The sequence below is a fragment of the Thermoanaerobaculia bacterium genome (assembly GCA_035717485.1).
Taxonomy (GTDB): domain Bacteria; phylum Acidobacteriota; class Thermoanaerobaculia; order UBA5066; family DATFVB01; genus DATFVB01.
On the sequence record DASTIQ010000175.1, the window covers coordinates 22,261 to 37,228 of the forward strand.

Genomic DNA, 14,968 nt, shown 5'->3' on the forward strand with positions numbered 1-14,968 from the left:
GCGGCCGTGGGGCGGGCGCCCGAGGATTCGAAAAGCGGAGACGGGATCTCTGCCCCGGATTCATTCCGGGCACCGGGCGACCGCCGGTTCGCTCGGGACTCGGTCCCGCGCACTCACCGCCGGGAGCGTTCCGGACTAGGATTTTCCGGATGCCCGTCTTCCGGCTCGACGACCGTCTCGTTTTCCCGCCGCCGTCGCTCGCCGAGGACGGGCTCCTCGCCGTCGGCGGCGATCTCCGCCCGGATCGGCTCCTCCTCGCGTATTCCTCGGGGATCTTTCCCTGGTACGACGAGGGGCAGCCGATCCTCTGGCATTCGCCCGACCCCCGAATGGTGCTCGAGGCGGAGGAGCTCCACGTGCCGAGGAGCCTCGAGAAGCGAATGCGGAGGGCACCGTTCCGGCTGACGATGGACACGGCCTTCCGGGAGGTGATGGACGGGTGCGCGTCGGCGCCCCGGCCGGAGGGGCCGGGAACCTGGATCACGCCGGAGATGCTCGAGGCCTACGTCGAGCTCCACCGCCGGGGTTTCGCGCATTCGGTCGAGGCGTGGAGCGGCGAGACGCTCGCCGGCGGGCTCTACGGCGTCTCGCTCGGCGCCGCGTACTTCGGCGAATCGATGTTCGCCCGCCTTCCGGACGCTTCGAAGATCGCCTTCGTCGCCCTCGTGCGCCAGCTCGCCCGCTGGGAGATCACGCTCATCGACTGCCAGGTGTACACGGAGCACCTCGACCGGTTCGGCGCGGCGGAATGGCCGCGGGAACGGTACCTGAACGCGCTCGCGGCCGCGCTCGCGAAGCCGACCCGTCGGGGGAAGTGGGAGTTCGAGGAGCGGGAAGAGAGGGAGCGGCGCGTCAGGCCGGCGCCGCCGAGAACGTCAGGGCGTCTCCCGCGACACCGATCGTGACCGTGCCGCCCTTTTCGAGCTTGCCGAACAGGATCTCGTCGGTCAGCGGGTCCCGGACCTCCGCCTGCAGCACCCGCGAGAGGGGGCGCGCGCCGAACGCCGGGTCGTAGCCCTTCCGGGCGAGATAGGTCCGCGCCTCCGGCGTGAGCGTGATCGCGATCTTCCGCTCGGCGAGCTGCGTCTCGAGCTCGCGGACGAATTTCTCGACGATCGCTTCCATCACCGCGGGATCGAGCGGACGGAACGTGACGATCGCGTCGAGGCGGTTGCGAAACTCGGGCGCGAACAGGCGATCGATCGCCTGTTTCGTTCGGTGCGGTGCGTCGTGGAGCGTGTCCGCCGAGAACCCGATCGAGCCGGCCGAGGCCTCGCGGGAGCCGGCGTTGGACGTCATGATGAGGACGACCTGCCGGAAGTCGGCCTTCCGGCCGTTGTTGTCGGTCAGCGTGGCGTGGTCCATCACCTGCAGCAGAATGTTGAAGAGATCGGGATGAGCCTTCTCGATCTCGTCGAGGAGCACGACGCTGTACGGGTGCGACCGGATCGAGTCGACGAGGAGCCCTCCCTGCTCGAACCCCACGTAGCCGGGAGGCGCGCCGATCAGCCGCGCGACGGCGTGTTTCTCCATGAATTCGCTCATGTCGAAGCGGACGAACTCGCTGTCGAGCTGGCGGGCGAGCTGCCGCGCGAGCTCGGTCTTGCCGACCCCCGTCGGCCCGGTGAAGAGAAAGCTCCCCGCCGGGTGGTCGGGATGTCCGAGCCCGGCCCGGGAACGCTTGATCGCGCGGGCGACGGCGCGGACCGCCTCCTCCTGCCCGAAGACCACCGACTCGAGCGCCGCTTCGAGCCCGAGGAGCCGGTCCTTTTCCGAGACGGTCACCTGCTGCGCCGGAATCCGCGCCATCCGCGCGACGACGCGCTCGACCTCGGTCTCTCCGACGGTTCCGGGCCGGTCGCCGGAGCGGAGGCGGAAAGCCGCGCCCGCCTCGTCCATCACGTCGACGGCGCTGTCGGGGAGTTTCGACTCCCGAAGGTGCCTCGACGCGAGCCGGACGGCGGCGTCGAGCGCTTCCTCGGTGTACGTCACCCGGTGATGTTCCTCGTAGCGGGAGCGGAGCCCGCGGAGGATCTTGCGCGCGTCCTCGAACGACGGCTCGTCGACGGCGATCTTCTGCAGGCGCCGCGCGAGCGCGCGATCCTTCTCGACGTGCTTGAACTCCTCGTGCGTCGTCGAGCCGATGAGGCGCAGCTTTCCCTCCGTCAGAACGGGCTTGACGAGGTTCGCGAGGTCCATCGTGCCGCCGGTCGTCGCGCCGGCGCCGACCATCGTGTGGAGCTCGTCGATGAAGAGCACGGGCTTCGGCTTCTTCGCGAGCGCGCCCATGAGGGCCTTGAACCGCTCCTCGAAGTCTCCCCGGTAGCGGGTGCCGGCGAGCAGGGCGCCTCCGTCGAGCGCGAATATCTCCGCGTCCTTCAGGAGCGGCGGGACGTCGGCCGCGAGGAGGCGCTGCGCGAGGCCTTCGACGAGGGCGGTCTTTCCGACGCCGGCCTCCCCGACGAAGACGGGGTTGTTCTTGCGCCGGCGGGCGAGGACCTCCATCGCCCGGTCGAGCTCGTCGGTGCGTCCCACGAGAGGATCGAGCTCTCCGCGCCGCGCGCGCTCCGTCAGGTTGACGGTGAACGCCGCGAGCGGGTCTTTCGGGGAGGGCGCTTCGCCTTCCCCCGCCGGAACGGGGGCGGAGCCCTCCGCCGTCGCTTCGGCGGGCGGAACCTTCGTGATCCCGTGCGAGACGTAGTTCAGCACGTCGAGGCGCGTCACGCCGTGAGCGAGGAGCATCTTCGCGGCCGCGGTCTTCGGCTGCCCGAGAATCGCGGCGAGCAGGTCTCCCACGCTCACGCCCTCGTCCCGCCCCGAATTCTCGACGTGGAGAATCGCGATCTGGAGGACACGGCGGAACGCGAGCGTCTGGATCGGCTCGGCGGTCCCGACGCCTTTCGGCAGCGTCTCGACGCCGTCCTCGAGGTGCCGCTTGACCTCGCCGCGGAGCCGGGCGGGGTCCGCGCCGCACGCGGCGAGGATTTCCTCGCCGGCCGGGTCGTTGACGATCGCGTAGAGGAGGTGTTCGAGCGTCAGGTGCGCGTGCCGCCGGCTCTGCGCCTCCCGGAAGGCGACGGTCAGCACCATTTCGACGGCCGCGGACAGCATGACGGATTCATTGTACGTTCGCCGGGCCCGGAGCGGCGACGCGCGGCGTCAGCGCTCGTGGCCGGTTCGCTTCGTGCAATCGAGAGGCGGATCGAAGGCCGGCGGCGGGATCGTCTCCCGATGCAGGCCGGTCACCTCCGTGCGGGTCGTCGTCGTCGCGGGTCTGCCGCCGTCGAACGCGACCGTCGTGGAGGTCACGCGCCTGACGGGTGCGCCCGGAACGCCGGTCAGAACGGCGTCGAGCTTCGCGCCGAGCTCTCCTCCCGCCGCTCCGGGGCTCCCTTTCGTCAGCCACACCGAGAAAGCGGGATCGCGAAGCTCCTCCGCGACCCAGAGATCGTCGATCGTCACCGTGTGGGCGCGGCGGGAGCTTCCCTGGCCCTGGAGGAGGGTGTCGTACTCGCTCTTCACGCGGCAATGACGCGTGGAAAGTCCCGCGATCACCGGGCCGGCGTCGTCGAGGACTTTTTCGACGCGGACGTTCCGGAACGACGTCGAAACGGGAGAGCCGGGCCCGATCCGCGTCTCCCGGGCCGCGGGAGGCGTCCAGGGGCGGCATTCCTTCCGTTCGAGGTCGAAATATCGAAGCGTCTTCCCCCCGTCGGTCGTCAGAAGCACGTCCCCTTTCGGCGTGGCCGGGTTGTCGCTTTCGACGAATTCGATCTTTCCCCGTTCCGCATCCACCCACCCCCGGACGGTCGAGCCCCCGATTCCGGCCAGACGCCGGGCCGGGCCCTCGACTCGGGTCGTCGCGGTGAAGGTCGCGCCCGCGCGGGCCGGTACCGGCGCGATCGCCGCCGCCGCGAGCGCCGGCAGAATCAGAAGACGACGGACGCTCATCGAACGCTCCTCGAGCCTCCGGGCCGGAAGAAGAGGGGCCGCCTCGCGGCGGCCCCGATGCCGAACTCCGTGAACGATCAATTGAGGGACAGCTCCCAGACGCCCCGGCCGTAGCTCGAGACGCGAAGGAACGTTCCGGTCGGGGAGAGGTACATGTCCGAGATCATCGAGAGCGGGAGGCCGCTGCCCAGGGCGTCCCAGTGGGATCCGCCGTCGGTCGTCCGATAGACGCCGATCCAGTTCGCGGCATACACCGTGCGGCCCGTCGGATCGGACGGGTCGACGACGATCTTGTTGATCGGGAGCTGGGGAAGGTCGCCCGTGGCGTCGCTCCAGGTCGCGCCGCCGTCGGCGCTCGAGGCGACGTGGGGAGCGGAATAAGCGGCTTCCGAAGCGAGATAGATCTTCGAGTTGTCGGCGCTCCATCCGCTCGTCGAGTTGTATCCGGGCCAGGTCGGCACGCCCGAGGCGGCGACGTTGACGTCCGTCCATGTGGCACCGCCGTCGTGCGTGTAGAGGAAATGTCCGCTCGTGCATGCGAGGCCGACGTAGTGGAGGTCCGTCGGCGAGAGCCCGATGCCGTGACTGACTCCCCGGATCTGCCGTCCGGTGAAGTTCGGATCCGGAAGGTCGGCCGAGCTCCAGACCGCGCTCCAGGTGTCGCCTCCGTCGGTCGTCCTCAGCAGATAGTGGGCGGTGTTCGTGTAGAACACGCGGCCGGTCGGATCGGCGGCCGAAGTCGGCGTCGCGATCGGCGTGACGAAATACGAGTCGTAGTACCACGGATAATCCGGGGCCGGTCCCGCGAGGTTCGACGTGTTCAGCAGCACGTCGTACTTGGCCTGGTTGTTGGGCGGGTTGCTCTTCCACCGGCGGATGTCGAGGTAGTAGAGGCTCCCCATCGAAACGTCGTCGTTGGCCTGGCTCCAGCCCGTGCCGAAACCGTCGCCGCCGATCGATCCGGTGTACGTGTTGCCATTGACCCGGTAGAGCGTGCCGTTGTCCTGAAGGCCGATCAGGGTGTCGTCCGGGTGGACCGTGCCCGCCGCGAGCGCGTAGATCAGAGCGTTGCCGAGCCCCTGGTTGGCATTGTCCTTCCACGACCGGCCGTTGTCGTCGCTGTAGAAGATCCCGCCGTCGTTGCCGAAGAAGATCCTCTTGCCCGCGGCCGTCGAGATCGCCGCCGCGTGGAAGTCCGCGTGGGCGTAGGGGAGGAGGAGGGGAGACCCCCCCATCTGGTAAGCCGAGAGGTCGCCCAGCCAGCTCGTGAGCAGCGTCCAGGTCGCCCCGCCGTCGCGGGAGACCGCGGAGCTGTAGTTTCCGCCGGCGTAGACGGTGTTCCCGGTCGCGTCGGAGGGGTCGGACAGGATCATCTGGTTGTACCAGCCCTGGCCGTGCATGAGGTTCATGTTCGGGTTGAAATAGTTCGGGTTCGTCGGCGCCTTCGAGTTCATTCCGAGAGCCGTGAAGTGCTGCCCGCCGTCGGTCGACTTGTAGACGTCCTTCTGGTTCGTGCCGGCGGCCGTCGCCGAGAGGGCGTAGACGATGCTGCCGCCCGGCCCCCCGACCGTGAGCGTCGTGCGCCCCGCGCTCCCGGAGTATCCGAGGACTCCCGTGTCGGCGATGTAATCCCAGGTCGCGCCCTGGTCGGTCGAGAAATAGACGAGCGTGTTCTCGTAGTAGTTCGGCGAGACCTGCCAGTACGCCTGGGAGGCGAGCCATCCCGTGCTGGTCTTCACCAGGCTCCAGTCCTCGTGGCCGCCGCCGAAGGACGCGAAGTAGGCCTCGGTGCCCGGATCGATCGACACGTAGCTGAAGGATGCCCCCCCGTCGGCCGAGCGGTACAGGCCGACGTCGGTCCCGATGAGAACGATGTCGTCCGCCGTGGTCGTGCCCTGCGACGTGTCCACCTTCACGTCGAGGATGCGCTGGGCGCCCGGGAGCGGGATCGGAGCCGACCAGGTGTCCGCGCCGTCGGTCGACTTGTACACGACGCCGCCGACCCCGAGGTCGAAGGGGTCGCCCGATCCCAGGTAGAGGACGTCCGGCGTGCGCCCGAAGGCCGCGGCGCCGCCGGAGGTCGCGTAGATGCCGTCCGTCTTCGCGGTCCAGGTCGGTTTGCTGGCGCCGAAGTTCGTCGTCTTCCACAGACCGCCGCCCGAGGAGAGGAGGTAGACCGTGTTGGCCCTGGCGGGGCGCGGATCCGGGAGGATCGTCCGCAGTCGGCCGCTGATTTCGCTCGCCTTGTTGACGCCGTTCTGCCATCGAGTGGTGGTCGTCGGTCCGAGCGACCTCCACGATCCTCCGACCGGCGACCTTCCGCCGGCCTGGAGGCGTTTCGCCTCGTCGAGGATCATCGCCCGGAACTCGGACGTGAGCTCGCCCCCCATCCTCGCCTTCATCCACTCGATTCGGGCTTCCGGCGACTCGGCCTGGTCCTGGCCCGCGCTCGCCGGAAGGTCTCCCGCCTTGATCCGGCTCGTGTAGCCGCCGTCCGCCCACGTCGCCGCCGAGATCCCGCCGGCGAGCGCGGCGAGACCGGCGAGCTTCAGGAGTCTCCCGGGAATATTGGTCTGCATGCATCCTCCTTCATCGGGGATTGCGGCCGGGTTTTCGGCGCGCAAGATGGACCGTGGCGTTTTCGAACGAAAATGCGGGAGACGGCGAAGCGCGGACGCCCGCCCGGCGCGGAGGCTGCGGGAGGCGTTACGCGCTCGCGTGAATGGCTTCGAACTTCGCCTGCAATACCTCGCGGCTCTCCGTGTGCGCCGGATCGATCACGATCGTTCCGTCGACGGGGCAGAGCTGGGCGCACGTGGGCTCGTCGGCATGGCCGACGCATTCGGTGCAGAGATCCGGGTTGACCATGTAGATCCCGTCCCCCTGCGTGATCGCGTCGTTGGGGCACTCGGGCTCGCACTTTCCGCAATCGATGCAGGTGTCGAGGATGACCATTGCCATGGGAATTTCTCCTTCCGCGCCGGATCCGATTCCCGGCGCAAAAGGATCATCGCAACCGAAGGAATCGCCGGCCTGATTCATCCTCATCACTTCGCGGCGGGAGCGAGAGGTCCGGACAAGGAGCGTGGCGGAAAGACCGGGAGTTACTCCTCTTCGAGGCTTGCCCTCAGCGGAAACTCGTTCTCCCGGGCCCGCTGGTGGACGAGATCGACCTTCGTCTCGGCGATCTCGAAAGGGTAGACGCCGCACACTCCGTGTCCCCGGGTGTGGACGTGCATCATGATCCGGTGCGCCTCGGCGGGCGATTTGTGGAAGACCGTCTCGAGGATCTCGACCACGAAGGGCATCGTCGTGTAGTCGTCGTTGTGGAGGAGGACCCGGTACAGCGGCGTCTTTCGGACGTCCGGCTTCTTCTCCGGGAGGACCTGCCCGTCCGAGGCGTGTCGAGGCTCGCCCATCCGCGCATTCTACGCGGCGGCCGCCGGCAACACCTTCCGCCGAGGGGCATCGCGTAAGATCGGCGGGTGAGGAGAGGAGCCGCCCTCGTCGCGCTCGCGATCGCCGCCCGGCTTTCCGCGGCCGATCCCTTTTCGGCCGACCTCCTCCGGGACCGCCTGTGGGACGACGGACGCGCCGAGTACGACGTCTACACGGCGTCGGAGCTCCGCGAAGGGGTCGTGCGCCCGGCGCGCGTGGTCCACGTCGTCGTGAAGGAACCGTTCGACCTTCGGACGCGGGTGAAGTCGGAGCGGCCCGGCGCCGTCGACGTCCTGAAGATGAACCAGGTGATCGACGTCGCGACGGGCGTGTACGGCTTCCACCAGATGCAGTCGACGTTCTGGCAGCGGGCGACCGGATCCGTCGTGAAGCTGTCGCTCTCGTCCAACGATTCGTGCGGCAACACGTTCAAGGAGGGGTGGCTCGAGGGAGGCTTCCTGCGGTTCGTCTTCCACACGTACTGGGACGGCGAGGCCGACGGCGAGCGCCGCGTGCCGATGCCTCCGGGCGGGATCTTCGCCGACGAGCTCCCGATGAAGCTTCGATGTCTCCGCCGGTTCGACCCGGCGGAATACCGCGTGCGCCTCTTCCCGTCGGTGATCGGGTCGAAGTTCGGCGATCCCCGATTCGCGGATGCGACGATCCGGGTGCTCCCGCCCGCTTCGGGCGCGGTCCGCATCGAGGTCGCGCACGCCGGGGGCGTCGACCGTTTCGTCTTCGACGAGGCGCCGCCGCACCTCCTGCGTTCGTGGAAGCGCGCCGACGGGAGCTCGCTCGAGCTCCGGAAATCGATCCGCCTCGACTACTGGAAGCACGGCCGTCCCGGCGACGAGAAGCTCCTCGACTAGGAGACGATCGCTGGAACTCCCGGAATTCGACCGCGTCCGCGCCGAGCTCCGCCGGCGGCTCTCCGCCGACCCCGTGGGGAGCTACCGCGACTGGCACGCGGTGCAGCACGAGCTCGAGGAGGCGGGCGACGCGGACTTCTGCCGCGCGCTCGCCGACGATCTGTGGGCCCTCCTCCCCGATCTCGATCCCCGGCTCGGCGAGGAGCGAGGCCGCTTCTGGAACAACCTGGGGGCTTTCTTCGGAACGCCCGGGCCCGCCGCGAGCCTCGACCGCGCCGAATCGTGCTTCGCGCGCGCGCTCGACGCCTGGCGCGGAGACGCGGACCGCCGCGCCCGCGCGCTCCACAACCGCGGGAGCGCCCGTACCGGGGTCGGCGCATCGGCGGAGGACCTCGGGCGGGCGGCGGCCGATCTCGAGGAGGCGCTCGTGTACCGCAACGGCGAGCGGGAGATCGCACGGGCGGTGACGCTCCACCACCTCGGCATCGCGCGGCGGAAGCTCGCGGAACTCGCCCCGGAGGGCGCGGCGGAGGAGCTCGAGCGGAGCGCCGGCGCGCTGTCGGAAGCGCTCGAGATCCGCGCGCGCCTGGGGCTCACGGGGGGAACCGCGTCGAGCCGGTTCCAGCTGGGGATCACGCTCGCCGGGCTGCGGCGTTTTTCCGAGGCGCGGCGGGCGCTCGAAACGGCCGCCGGAGAGCTCGACGCCGCGGGGAGCCCGGAGCAGGCCGGGATCGCGCGGGAGGCCGCTGCCCGCCTCCCGCCCGGGAAGTCCTAAAAAAACCGGCGGGGTTCGTCCCCGCCGGTCGTTCGCGTTCGGGCGGCGGACCGGCCGCGCCGGTTCAGGCGGCTCTTTGAGCCGCGATCCACGCGTCGATGCGCGCCTGCAGCACGTCCATCGGCAGCGCGCCGGCGCCGAGCACCTCGTCGTGGAATTTCCGGATGTCGAACTTGTCCCCGAGCTCCTTCTTCGCCTTCTCGCGGAGCGCGAGGATCGTGAGCTGCCCGATCTTGTAACCCAGCGCCTGCGCGGGCCAGGAGATGTACCGGTCGGTCTCGCTCTGGACCTCGACTTCGTCCGTGCCGGAGTGGGCGTGGAAGAAGTCGACGACCTGCTGCCGCGACCACCTCTTGTAGTGGAGGCCGGTGTCGACGACGAGCCGGATCGCCCGGAGCATCTCGTCCTGGTAGTGCCCGTAGAGCTGATAAGGGTCCTGGAAGAAGCCGACGTCGCGGCCGAGGTCCTCCGAATACAGTCCCCAGCCCTCGATGTAGGCGGTGTTGCCTCCCTGCTGCCGGAACGGCGGGATCGTCGGGAGCTCCTGCGCGATCGAGAGCTGCATGTGATGTCCCGGGACGCCTTCGTGATACGCGGTCGTCTCGATGTTGATGATCTTCCGCTTCGCGAAGTCGCTCGTGTTCACGTTGACGACGCCGGGCCGGGAGCCGTCGGGCGTCCCCGTGTTGTACTCGGCGCCGGAGGCCGTCGCCTCGCGGAAGGGCTCGGTCGGCTTGACGACGACTTTCGCCTTCGGGAGCCGGCCGAAGATCTGCGGCAGCTTCGCCCACATCTGGTCGATGTACTTCGTGTAGAGGTCGACGATCTCCTGCCGCGAATGGGCGTGGAGCTTCGGGTCCTTCTCGATCGCGGCGTCGAACGCCTTCCGGTCGGCATAGCCGAGCTTCCGGGCGATCTTCTCCATCTCTCCTTCGATTCGCGTCACCTCGCGGAGGCCGAGCTGGTGGATCTCTTCCGGCGTCATCCCGGTCGTCGTCGATTCCTTCACGCGGAACGCGTAGCGCGCCTCCCCGTCGGGGAGCGACCAGATCCCGACCTCGCTGCGTCCCTTCGGCGCGTACTCGTCCTTCACGAACTTCGCGAACTTCGCGTAGGCCGGCTCGATGTCGTTCTTGATGACGGCGACGAGCGCGTCGTGGATCCGCTTCTGGTCTTCGGCGGAAACCGTCTTCGGGAACTTGGTCAGGCACTGCGCGAACGGCGACTTCTCCGGGTCCGCGCCCGCGATCGTTTCCGCCTGCGGAACGACCTTCTCGAGGAGGAACTTCGGAGGCATGAGGCCGTCTTTCATGCCCGCCCGCATGTTGTCCATCACGTCGTTCAACTGCTTCGGGAAATTCCGCATGCGCGTGAGGTAGTCGTCGTAGTCCTTCGTCGTGTCGAACGGGAGGTAGGCGACGAACTGCGGGGCCTGGATGTGGATCCCGGAGATCTGCGTGACCGGCATCTCCCATCCCTTGAACTTCGCCCCCTCGAGGCCTTCCTTCAGCTCCCGGACCATCAGCGTCTTGTTGAGCTGCTCCTGTTCGGGGAAGCCCGTCGTGTCGACCGCCTCGAACCGATCGAGGAATTCCTTCGTCTTGGCGAGGTCCTTCTGGATCGCGGCGAGCGAGTTGTCGCTCGACTTGTCGTTCCAGCGCTTGTCCCCGAGATACGAGGCGAATTCGGGGTTCGTCGAGAGGTTGTATTCCCACTGCTCCGCGATCAGGTCGTTCATCGCCTTGCGGCGCGCCTCCAGCGAAGCGGACGGCGCGTCGGCGCCGAAAGCCGCCCCGGCGGCGAGAACGCCGATCAGGGACAAAGTCATGAATCGAAACATCGGGCCTCCTTCTTCCTCAACGCTGATACGGACGAAACGCCGTTTTGTTCCGGCGCGGAGGATCGCGGGCTACGATATCGCGATGCGTCCCGAGGAGCCGTCCGCCCCCGCCGCGCTTCCGGTCCGGGGGCCGTTCACGGCCGGGAACGCCGCGACCTATTTCCGCCGGGCGATGCGGCTGCGCTGCCCCGTCTGCGGGGAGCACCCGATCTTTCCGGAATGGCGGCGGACGCGCAGCGTCCGGCAGTGGCTGACGCCTCTCGAAGGATGCCCGCGCTGCCGGTACCGCTACGATCGCGAGCCGGGGTATTTCCTGCTCGCGATATGGGCGTTCGATTACGCGGCCGTCGGCGGCGCGGCGCTCGTCGCCTGGTTCCTCCTCTCGACGTTCGCGGACCTTCCGCTCGTCCCGATGCTCCTCCTCCTGCTCCTGCCGATGCCCGTCGCGAGCGTCCTGCTCGTGCGGCACGCGAAAGCGCTCTGGATCGCGTTCGACCATTTCGTCGATCCCGCGCGGAAGCGTTCGCCCGGAGGACCGCGCGCACGGAACTGACGGCGTTCCCGGCCGGGAGCGCGCCTCTACAGCGGGAAGAAACGGGGCACGAGCAGGATGATCCCGGCCACGAGCCCGATGGTGAGAGGAAGACCCGCCCGGACGTAGTCGCCGAAACGATAACCGCCCGGACCCATGACGAGCACGTTCACCGGATGCGAAAAGGGGGTGAGCATCGACGTCGACGTCCCGAGCGCGACGGCCATCGCGAACGCCCGCGGGTCCGCTCCGACGTGGCCGGCCGTCGCGACGGCGATCGGCCCGACGATGAGGGGGGTCGCCGCACCTCCCGGGATGATCTGGGTGAGCGCGGCGGTCAGCACGGTGAAGAGCGCGAGGAGACCCCGCGGGCTCCGGGCATGAGACGCTCCGACGAGCGTCCGCGAGACCATCGCGGCGGCCCCCGAATGCGTCAGGGCGATCGAGAGCGGGAGCATCGCGCCGATCAGCGCCACGGCCCGCCAGTCGACCGATCGGTACGCCTCGTCCGAGGACAGGCCGCCGAAGAGGAGGAGAGCGACGGCCCCGACGAAGAGCGCCGTCGCGACCGACGAGGGGAAGATCATCGCTCCGGCGAGCGCGCCGAGGATGATCGCGAGGCAGGTGCGGGTGCGCGCCGGATTCGCCGGAGGCGTGAGGTCTTCGTGGCCGAGCACGAGGACGTCGCCCTCCTCCCGCATGCGCCGGAACGCCGCGCGCGGGCCCTGCATCAGGAGGCCGTCTCCGAACTTGAGCGGCGCTTCCGCGAGCCGCGCGCTCTCGACGAACCCGCCGTCCCTCCAGATCGAGAGGACGGAGACGCCGCCGAGCGCCTCGCGGAAGTTGACTTCGCGGAGGCTCTTGTTGGCGAACCGGGAGCGGGGGCCGACGACGCCCTCCACGAGGGCGACGCGCGGCGAGGAGAGATACCGGGTGGGCTTCTTCAGCCGGATGACCTCGAGGCCCGCCTCCCGGATCACCGCCGGGTCGGGAGGCACGCCGTCGAGAACGAGGATGTCGCCGGCGCCGAGCGGGAAATCCCTCTCCGGGGCGCGCCGCTGGGAGCCGTCCGGGCGCACGACGGCGACGACCACGACGCCGAGGGCGTGAGCCAGGCCGCTCTTTCCGAGCGTCGTTCCCGCCAGCGGAGACCCGGGAAGGATGCGCGCGCTCTCGATCCGGCGACCGAGCTCGTAGATCTGCGTGAGCGACCGGCCCGCGGCCCCGCGCGCGAGGCGGTCCTCGGGCTCGGATCGCGCGGGGAGGAGACGCGGCGCCACGAAGCCGGCGTAGAGCAGCCCCGCGATCGCGAGCGTTCCCCCGATCGGAAGGAAATCCATCAGGCCGAACGGCCGAAATCCCCTCTGACGCAGCATCTCGCCGACCACGATGTTCGACGTCGTCAGGAGCGTGGCCATGCCGCCGAGCTGTGTGGCGAAGGCGAGCGGGAGCAGGACCTTCGACGGGGAGATCCGGCGCTGGCGGAGCGCGTCGCTCACCCCCGGCAGGAGCACGGCCGCGGCGGCGATGTTGTTCATCACGAGAGAGAAACCCGCGGCGGTCACGAGGATCGCGCCCTGCAGAACCCCGTTCCGGCGTCCGCTCCATCGCACGAGCGCCGAACCGAGGCGCCGCGTGATGCCGCTTCGCTCGAGGGCGCCGCTGAACAGAAAGGCGGAGACGAGGATGACGATCGCCGGGCTCGCGAATCCGGAGAAGGCCTCCTCGAAATCGACGTATCGGAGGAGCAGGAGAACCGCGAGGAGGCCGAGCGCAACGCGGTCGGGGGAGATCACCTCCCCCAGGAATGCGGCGGTCGCGAGCGCCACGAGGACGAGAAGCGCCGGAGCGCCGAGCATCGCCCCGATTCTAGTGTTCCGACCCGGGGATCGCGACCCCTTCGAGCGTCGGGTCGACGCGGCGGGCCTCGCGCGCCCGAAGTAAGATCGGTCCGTGCACGAATCCGCGTTCGATCACGCGGCCCCGAAGCCCGAGCTCTACGCCGCGCTCGCGAGGTCGCTCGAATCGCTCGTCTCCGACGAGCCGGACGCCATCGCGAATCTTGCCAATGCCGCCGCGCTCGTGTGGGAAGCGCTCCCCGGCATCAACTGGGCCGGCTTCTATCTCCTGCGCGGCGGAGAGCTCGTGCTCGGGCCCTTCCAGGGGCGGCCGGCATGCGTGAGGATCGCTCTCGGAAAAGGCGTCTGCGGCACCGCGGCCGCGTCCCGCGAAACGGTGGTCGTCGAGGACGTGAACCGTTTCCCGGGCCATATCGCGTGCGACGCGGCGTCCCGATCCGAGATCGTCGTTCCGCTCGTCCGCGGCGGGCGCCTCCTCGGGGTGCTCGACGTGGACGCGCCGGCGGTCGGCCGGTTCGACGGAGACGACCGCCGGGGCCTCGAGGCCGTCGCGGCGGTCGTCTCGGAAAAGCTCCCCGAAACCGGATTCTGACGAGCGCGCCGCCCGGAGGCGGATCCTGGAGTTCGTCCTTCCTCAGCGCCGCGCGGCCCACAGTCCGGCCCCGGCGAGCAGAAGACCGAGCATCGCGAGTCCCGGCCACGACAGCATCGGAACCGGCGAGGCGCTTTCCGCCTGATTCGTCAACGCGAACGTCTGGAAGATCGGTTTCTCGATCGTCGTGTGGAAGACGTACGCTCCCGCGCCATACGAGCCCGGGGTGCCGTTGGCCGTCGCCGTGACCTCCGCGACGCCGTTGGCGTCCGTCAGGACGGCGTTGGCGGAGAGCGTCGCGCTCGGGCCCGACGTGGGCGTGACGAAGTAAACCAGGACCTGCGGCGTCGGGTTGCCCTGGGTGTCCGTCAACCTGACCGACAGCTTCTGACCGAACGTCGTCAGGATGGCGGTCGTCTGGGGCGTTCCGCCGGCGAGCGCCATGAAGTGGGGGAGCGGAGCGTAGTTTCGCAGGCTGATGTTCTGGGGAGCGACGCTCGCGTTGCTCTGGATCGCGACCTTCACGCTGTAGGAGCCGACGAGCCCGTTGGCCGTCGCGGTGACCTGCGCGAAGCCCGAGCCGTCGGTCGTCGCGGTGGCGGCGGAGAGGTCCGCCGCGGCCCCGTTGGCGGCGGAAAGAACCGTGTACGCGACCGTCGCGCCGCTCACCGGGTTGGACCCGCTGTCGAGGACCTGGACCTTCAGGGGGAACGAGAACGGCTGGTTGATGAGCTGGCTCTGCGGCGACGTCAGAAGGTCGAGCGTGATCTGCGCGGCCGCGGAGGCGACGTTCGAGTTGGAGAGCGAGAACGACACCGGCGCGAGGCCGGGCGCGGTGGCGCCGACGGTGAATGCTCCGGCGACCGGATTGGCCGTCGCGGTCACCTGGGCGATTCCCGAGCCGTTCGTGACCGCGGTCGCCGAGGAGAGGACCGCGCTCGGAGCGCTTCCGCCGGGAGGAGGAGCGAAGAACGTCACCGCGACGCCCGCTTTGGGGTTGCTCGCGCCGTCGAAGACCGTGACCTGCAGGGGCAGGGAAAAGGCCGTGTTGATCAGCGTCGACTGGGAATCGCCCCCCGTCGCGGTCATGTGGTCCGGAGCGAGATTGCAGA

General features: G+C 69.2%; 13 protein-coding genes. 5 read left to right on the forward strand and 8 right to left on the reverse strand.

Annotated elements, in window-relative coordinates; genetic code table 11:
- The first annotated feature begins 149 nt into the window (after positions 1–149).
- On the forward strand, positions 150–905 hold the full coding sequence (gene aat / locus VFS34_09340) for a leucyl/phenylalanyl-tRNA--protein transferase (GenBank protein HET9794653.1): 756 nt from the start codon (positions 150–152) through the stop codon (positions 903–905).
- Here aat and VFS34_09345 read toward each other — a convergent pair.
- From VFS34_09345 to VFS34_09365, 5 genes are all read right to left on the reverse strand, one after another.
- Positions 853–3,111 carry an AAA family ATPase gene (locus tag VFS34_09345; protein ID HET9794654.1) on the reverse strand — a complete coding sequence of 753 codons (2,259 nt, stop codon included), beginning with the start codon at positions 3,109–3,111 and terminating at the stop codon, positions 853–855. The two genes, aat and VFS34_09345, sit on opposite strands and share 53 nt — an antisense overlap.
- A 48-nt stretch (positions 3,112–3,159) precedes the next feature.
- Complete coding sequence (locus tag VFS34_09350) at positions 3,160–3,951, reverse strand: hypothetical protein (protein HET9794655.1); 792 nt, start codon at positions 3,949–3,951, stop codon at positions 3,160–3,162.
- Between the two features lie 77 nt (positions 3,952–4,028).
- A complete protein-coding gene (locus tag VFS34_09355; GenBank protein HET9794656.1) occupies positions 4,029–6,530 on the reverse strand; it encodes a sialidase family protein in 2,502 nt (833 codons plus the stop codon).
- Between the two features lie 127 nt (positions 6,531–6,657).
- Positions 6,658–6,912, reverse strand: coding sequence for a YfhL family 4Fe-4S dicluster ferredoxin (locus tag VFS34_09360; protein ID HET9794657.1), 255 nt, complete (start codon positions 6,910–6,912; stop codon positions 6,658–6,660).
- Positions 6,913–7,055: 143 nt separating this feature from the next.
- Entirely contained in the window at positions 7,056–7,370 is a 315-nt protein-coding gene (locus tag VFS34_09365; GenBank protein HET9794658.1) for an ATP-dependent Clp protease adaptor ClpS, read from the reverse strand.
- Between the two features lie 66 nt (positions 7,371–7,436).
- On the opposite strand from VFS34_09365, the gene VFS34_09370 reads away from it, so the two are divergent.
- Together VFS34_09370 and VFS34_09375 are read left to right on the forward strand one after the other, a co-directional pair.
- Complete coding sequence (locus VFS34_09370) at positions 7,437–8,258, forward strand: hypothetical protein (GenBank protein HET9794659.1); 822 nt, start codon at positions 7,437–7,439, stop codon at positions 8,256–8,258.
- 73 nt (positions 8,259–8,331) lie between these two features.
- Positions 8,332–9,033 carry a hypothetical protein gene (locus VFS34_09375; protein HET9794660.1) on the forward strand — a complete coding sequence of 234 codons (702 nt, stop codon included), beginning with the start codon at positions 8,332–8,334 and terminating at the stop codon, positions 9,031–9,033.
- 64 nt (positions 9,034–9,097) lie between these two features.
- Here VFS34_09375 and VFS34_09380 read toward each other — a convergent pair whose 3' ends face one another.
- Positions 9,098–10,873: a DUF885 family protein gene (locus VFS34_09380; GenBank protein ID HET9794661.1), complete on the reverse strand. Its 1,776-nt coding sequence runs from the start codon at positions 10,871–10,873 to the stop codon at positions 9,098–9,100.
- 82 nt (positions 10,874–10,955) lie between these two features.
- Here VFS34_09380 and VFS34_09385 point away from each other — a divergent pair, with 82 nt between their 5' ends.
- Positions 10,956–11,426, forward strand: a complete 471-nt coding sequence (locus VFS34_09385) for a DUF983 domain-containing protein (GenBank protein HET9794662.1) — start codon at positions 10,956–10,958, stop codon at positions 11,424–11,426.
- A gap of 26 nt (positions 11,427–11,452) precedes the next feature.
- Here the strand turns inward: VFS34_09385 and VFS34_09390 are convergent, their stop codons facing one another.
- The gene (locus VFS34_09390; protein ID HET9794663.1) at positions 11,453–13,264 is read right to left on the reverse strand and encodes an SLC13 family permease; all 1,812 of its coding nucleotides are present in this window, start codon (positions 13,262–13,264) and stop codon (positions 11,453–11,455) included.
- 94 nt (positions 13,265–13,358) lie between these two features.
- On the opposite strand from VFS34_09390, the gene VFS34_09395 reads away from it, so the two are divergent.
- On the forward strand, positions 13,359–13,856 hold the full coding sequence (locus VFS34_09395) for a GAF domain-containing protein (protein ID HET9794664.1): 498 nt from the start codon (positions 13,359–13,361) through the stop codon (positions 13,854–13,856).
- Positions 13,857–13,898: 42 nt separating this feature from the next.
- Here the strand turns inward: VFS34_09395 and VFS34_09400 are convergent.
- On the reverse strand, positions 13,899–14,968 hold a 1,070-nt coding region (locus tag VFS34_09400), incomplete at its 5' end, for a hypothetical protein (GenBank protein ID HET9794665.1).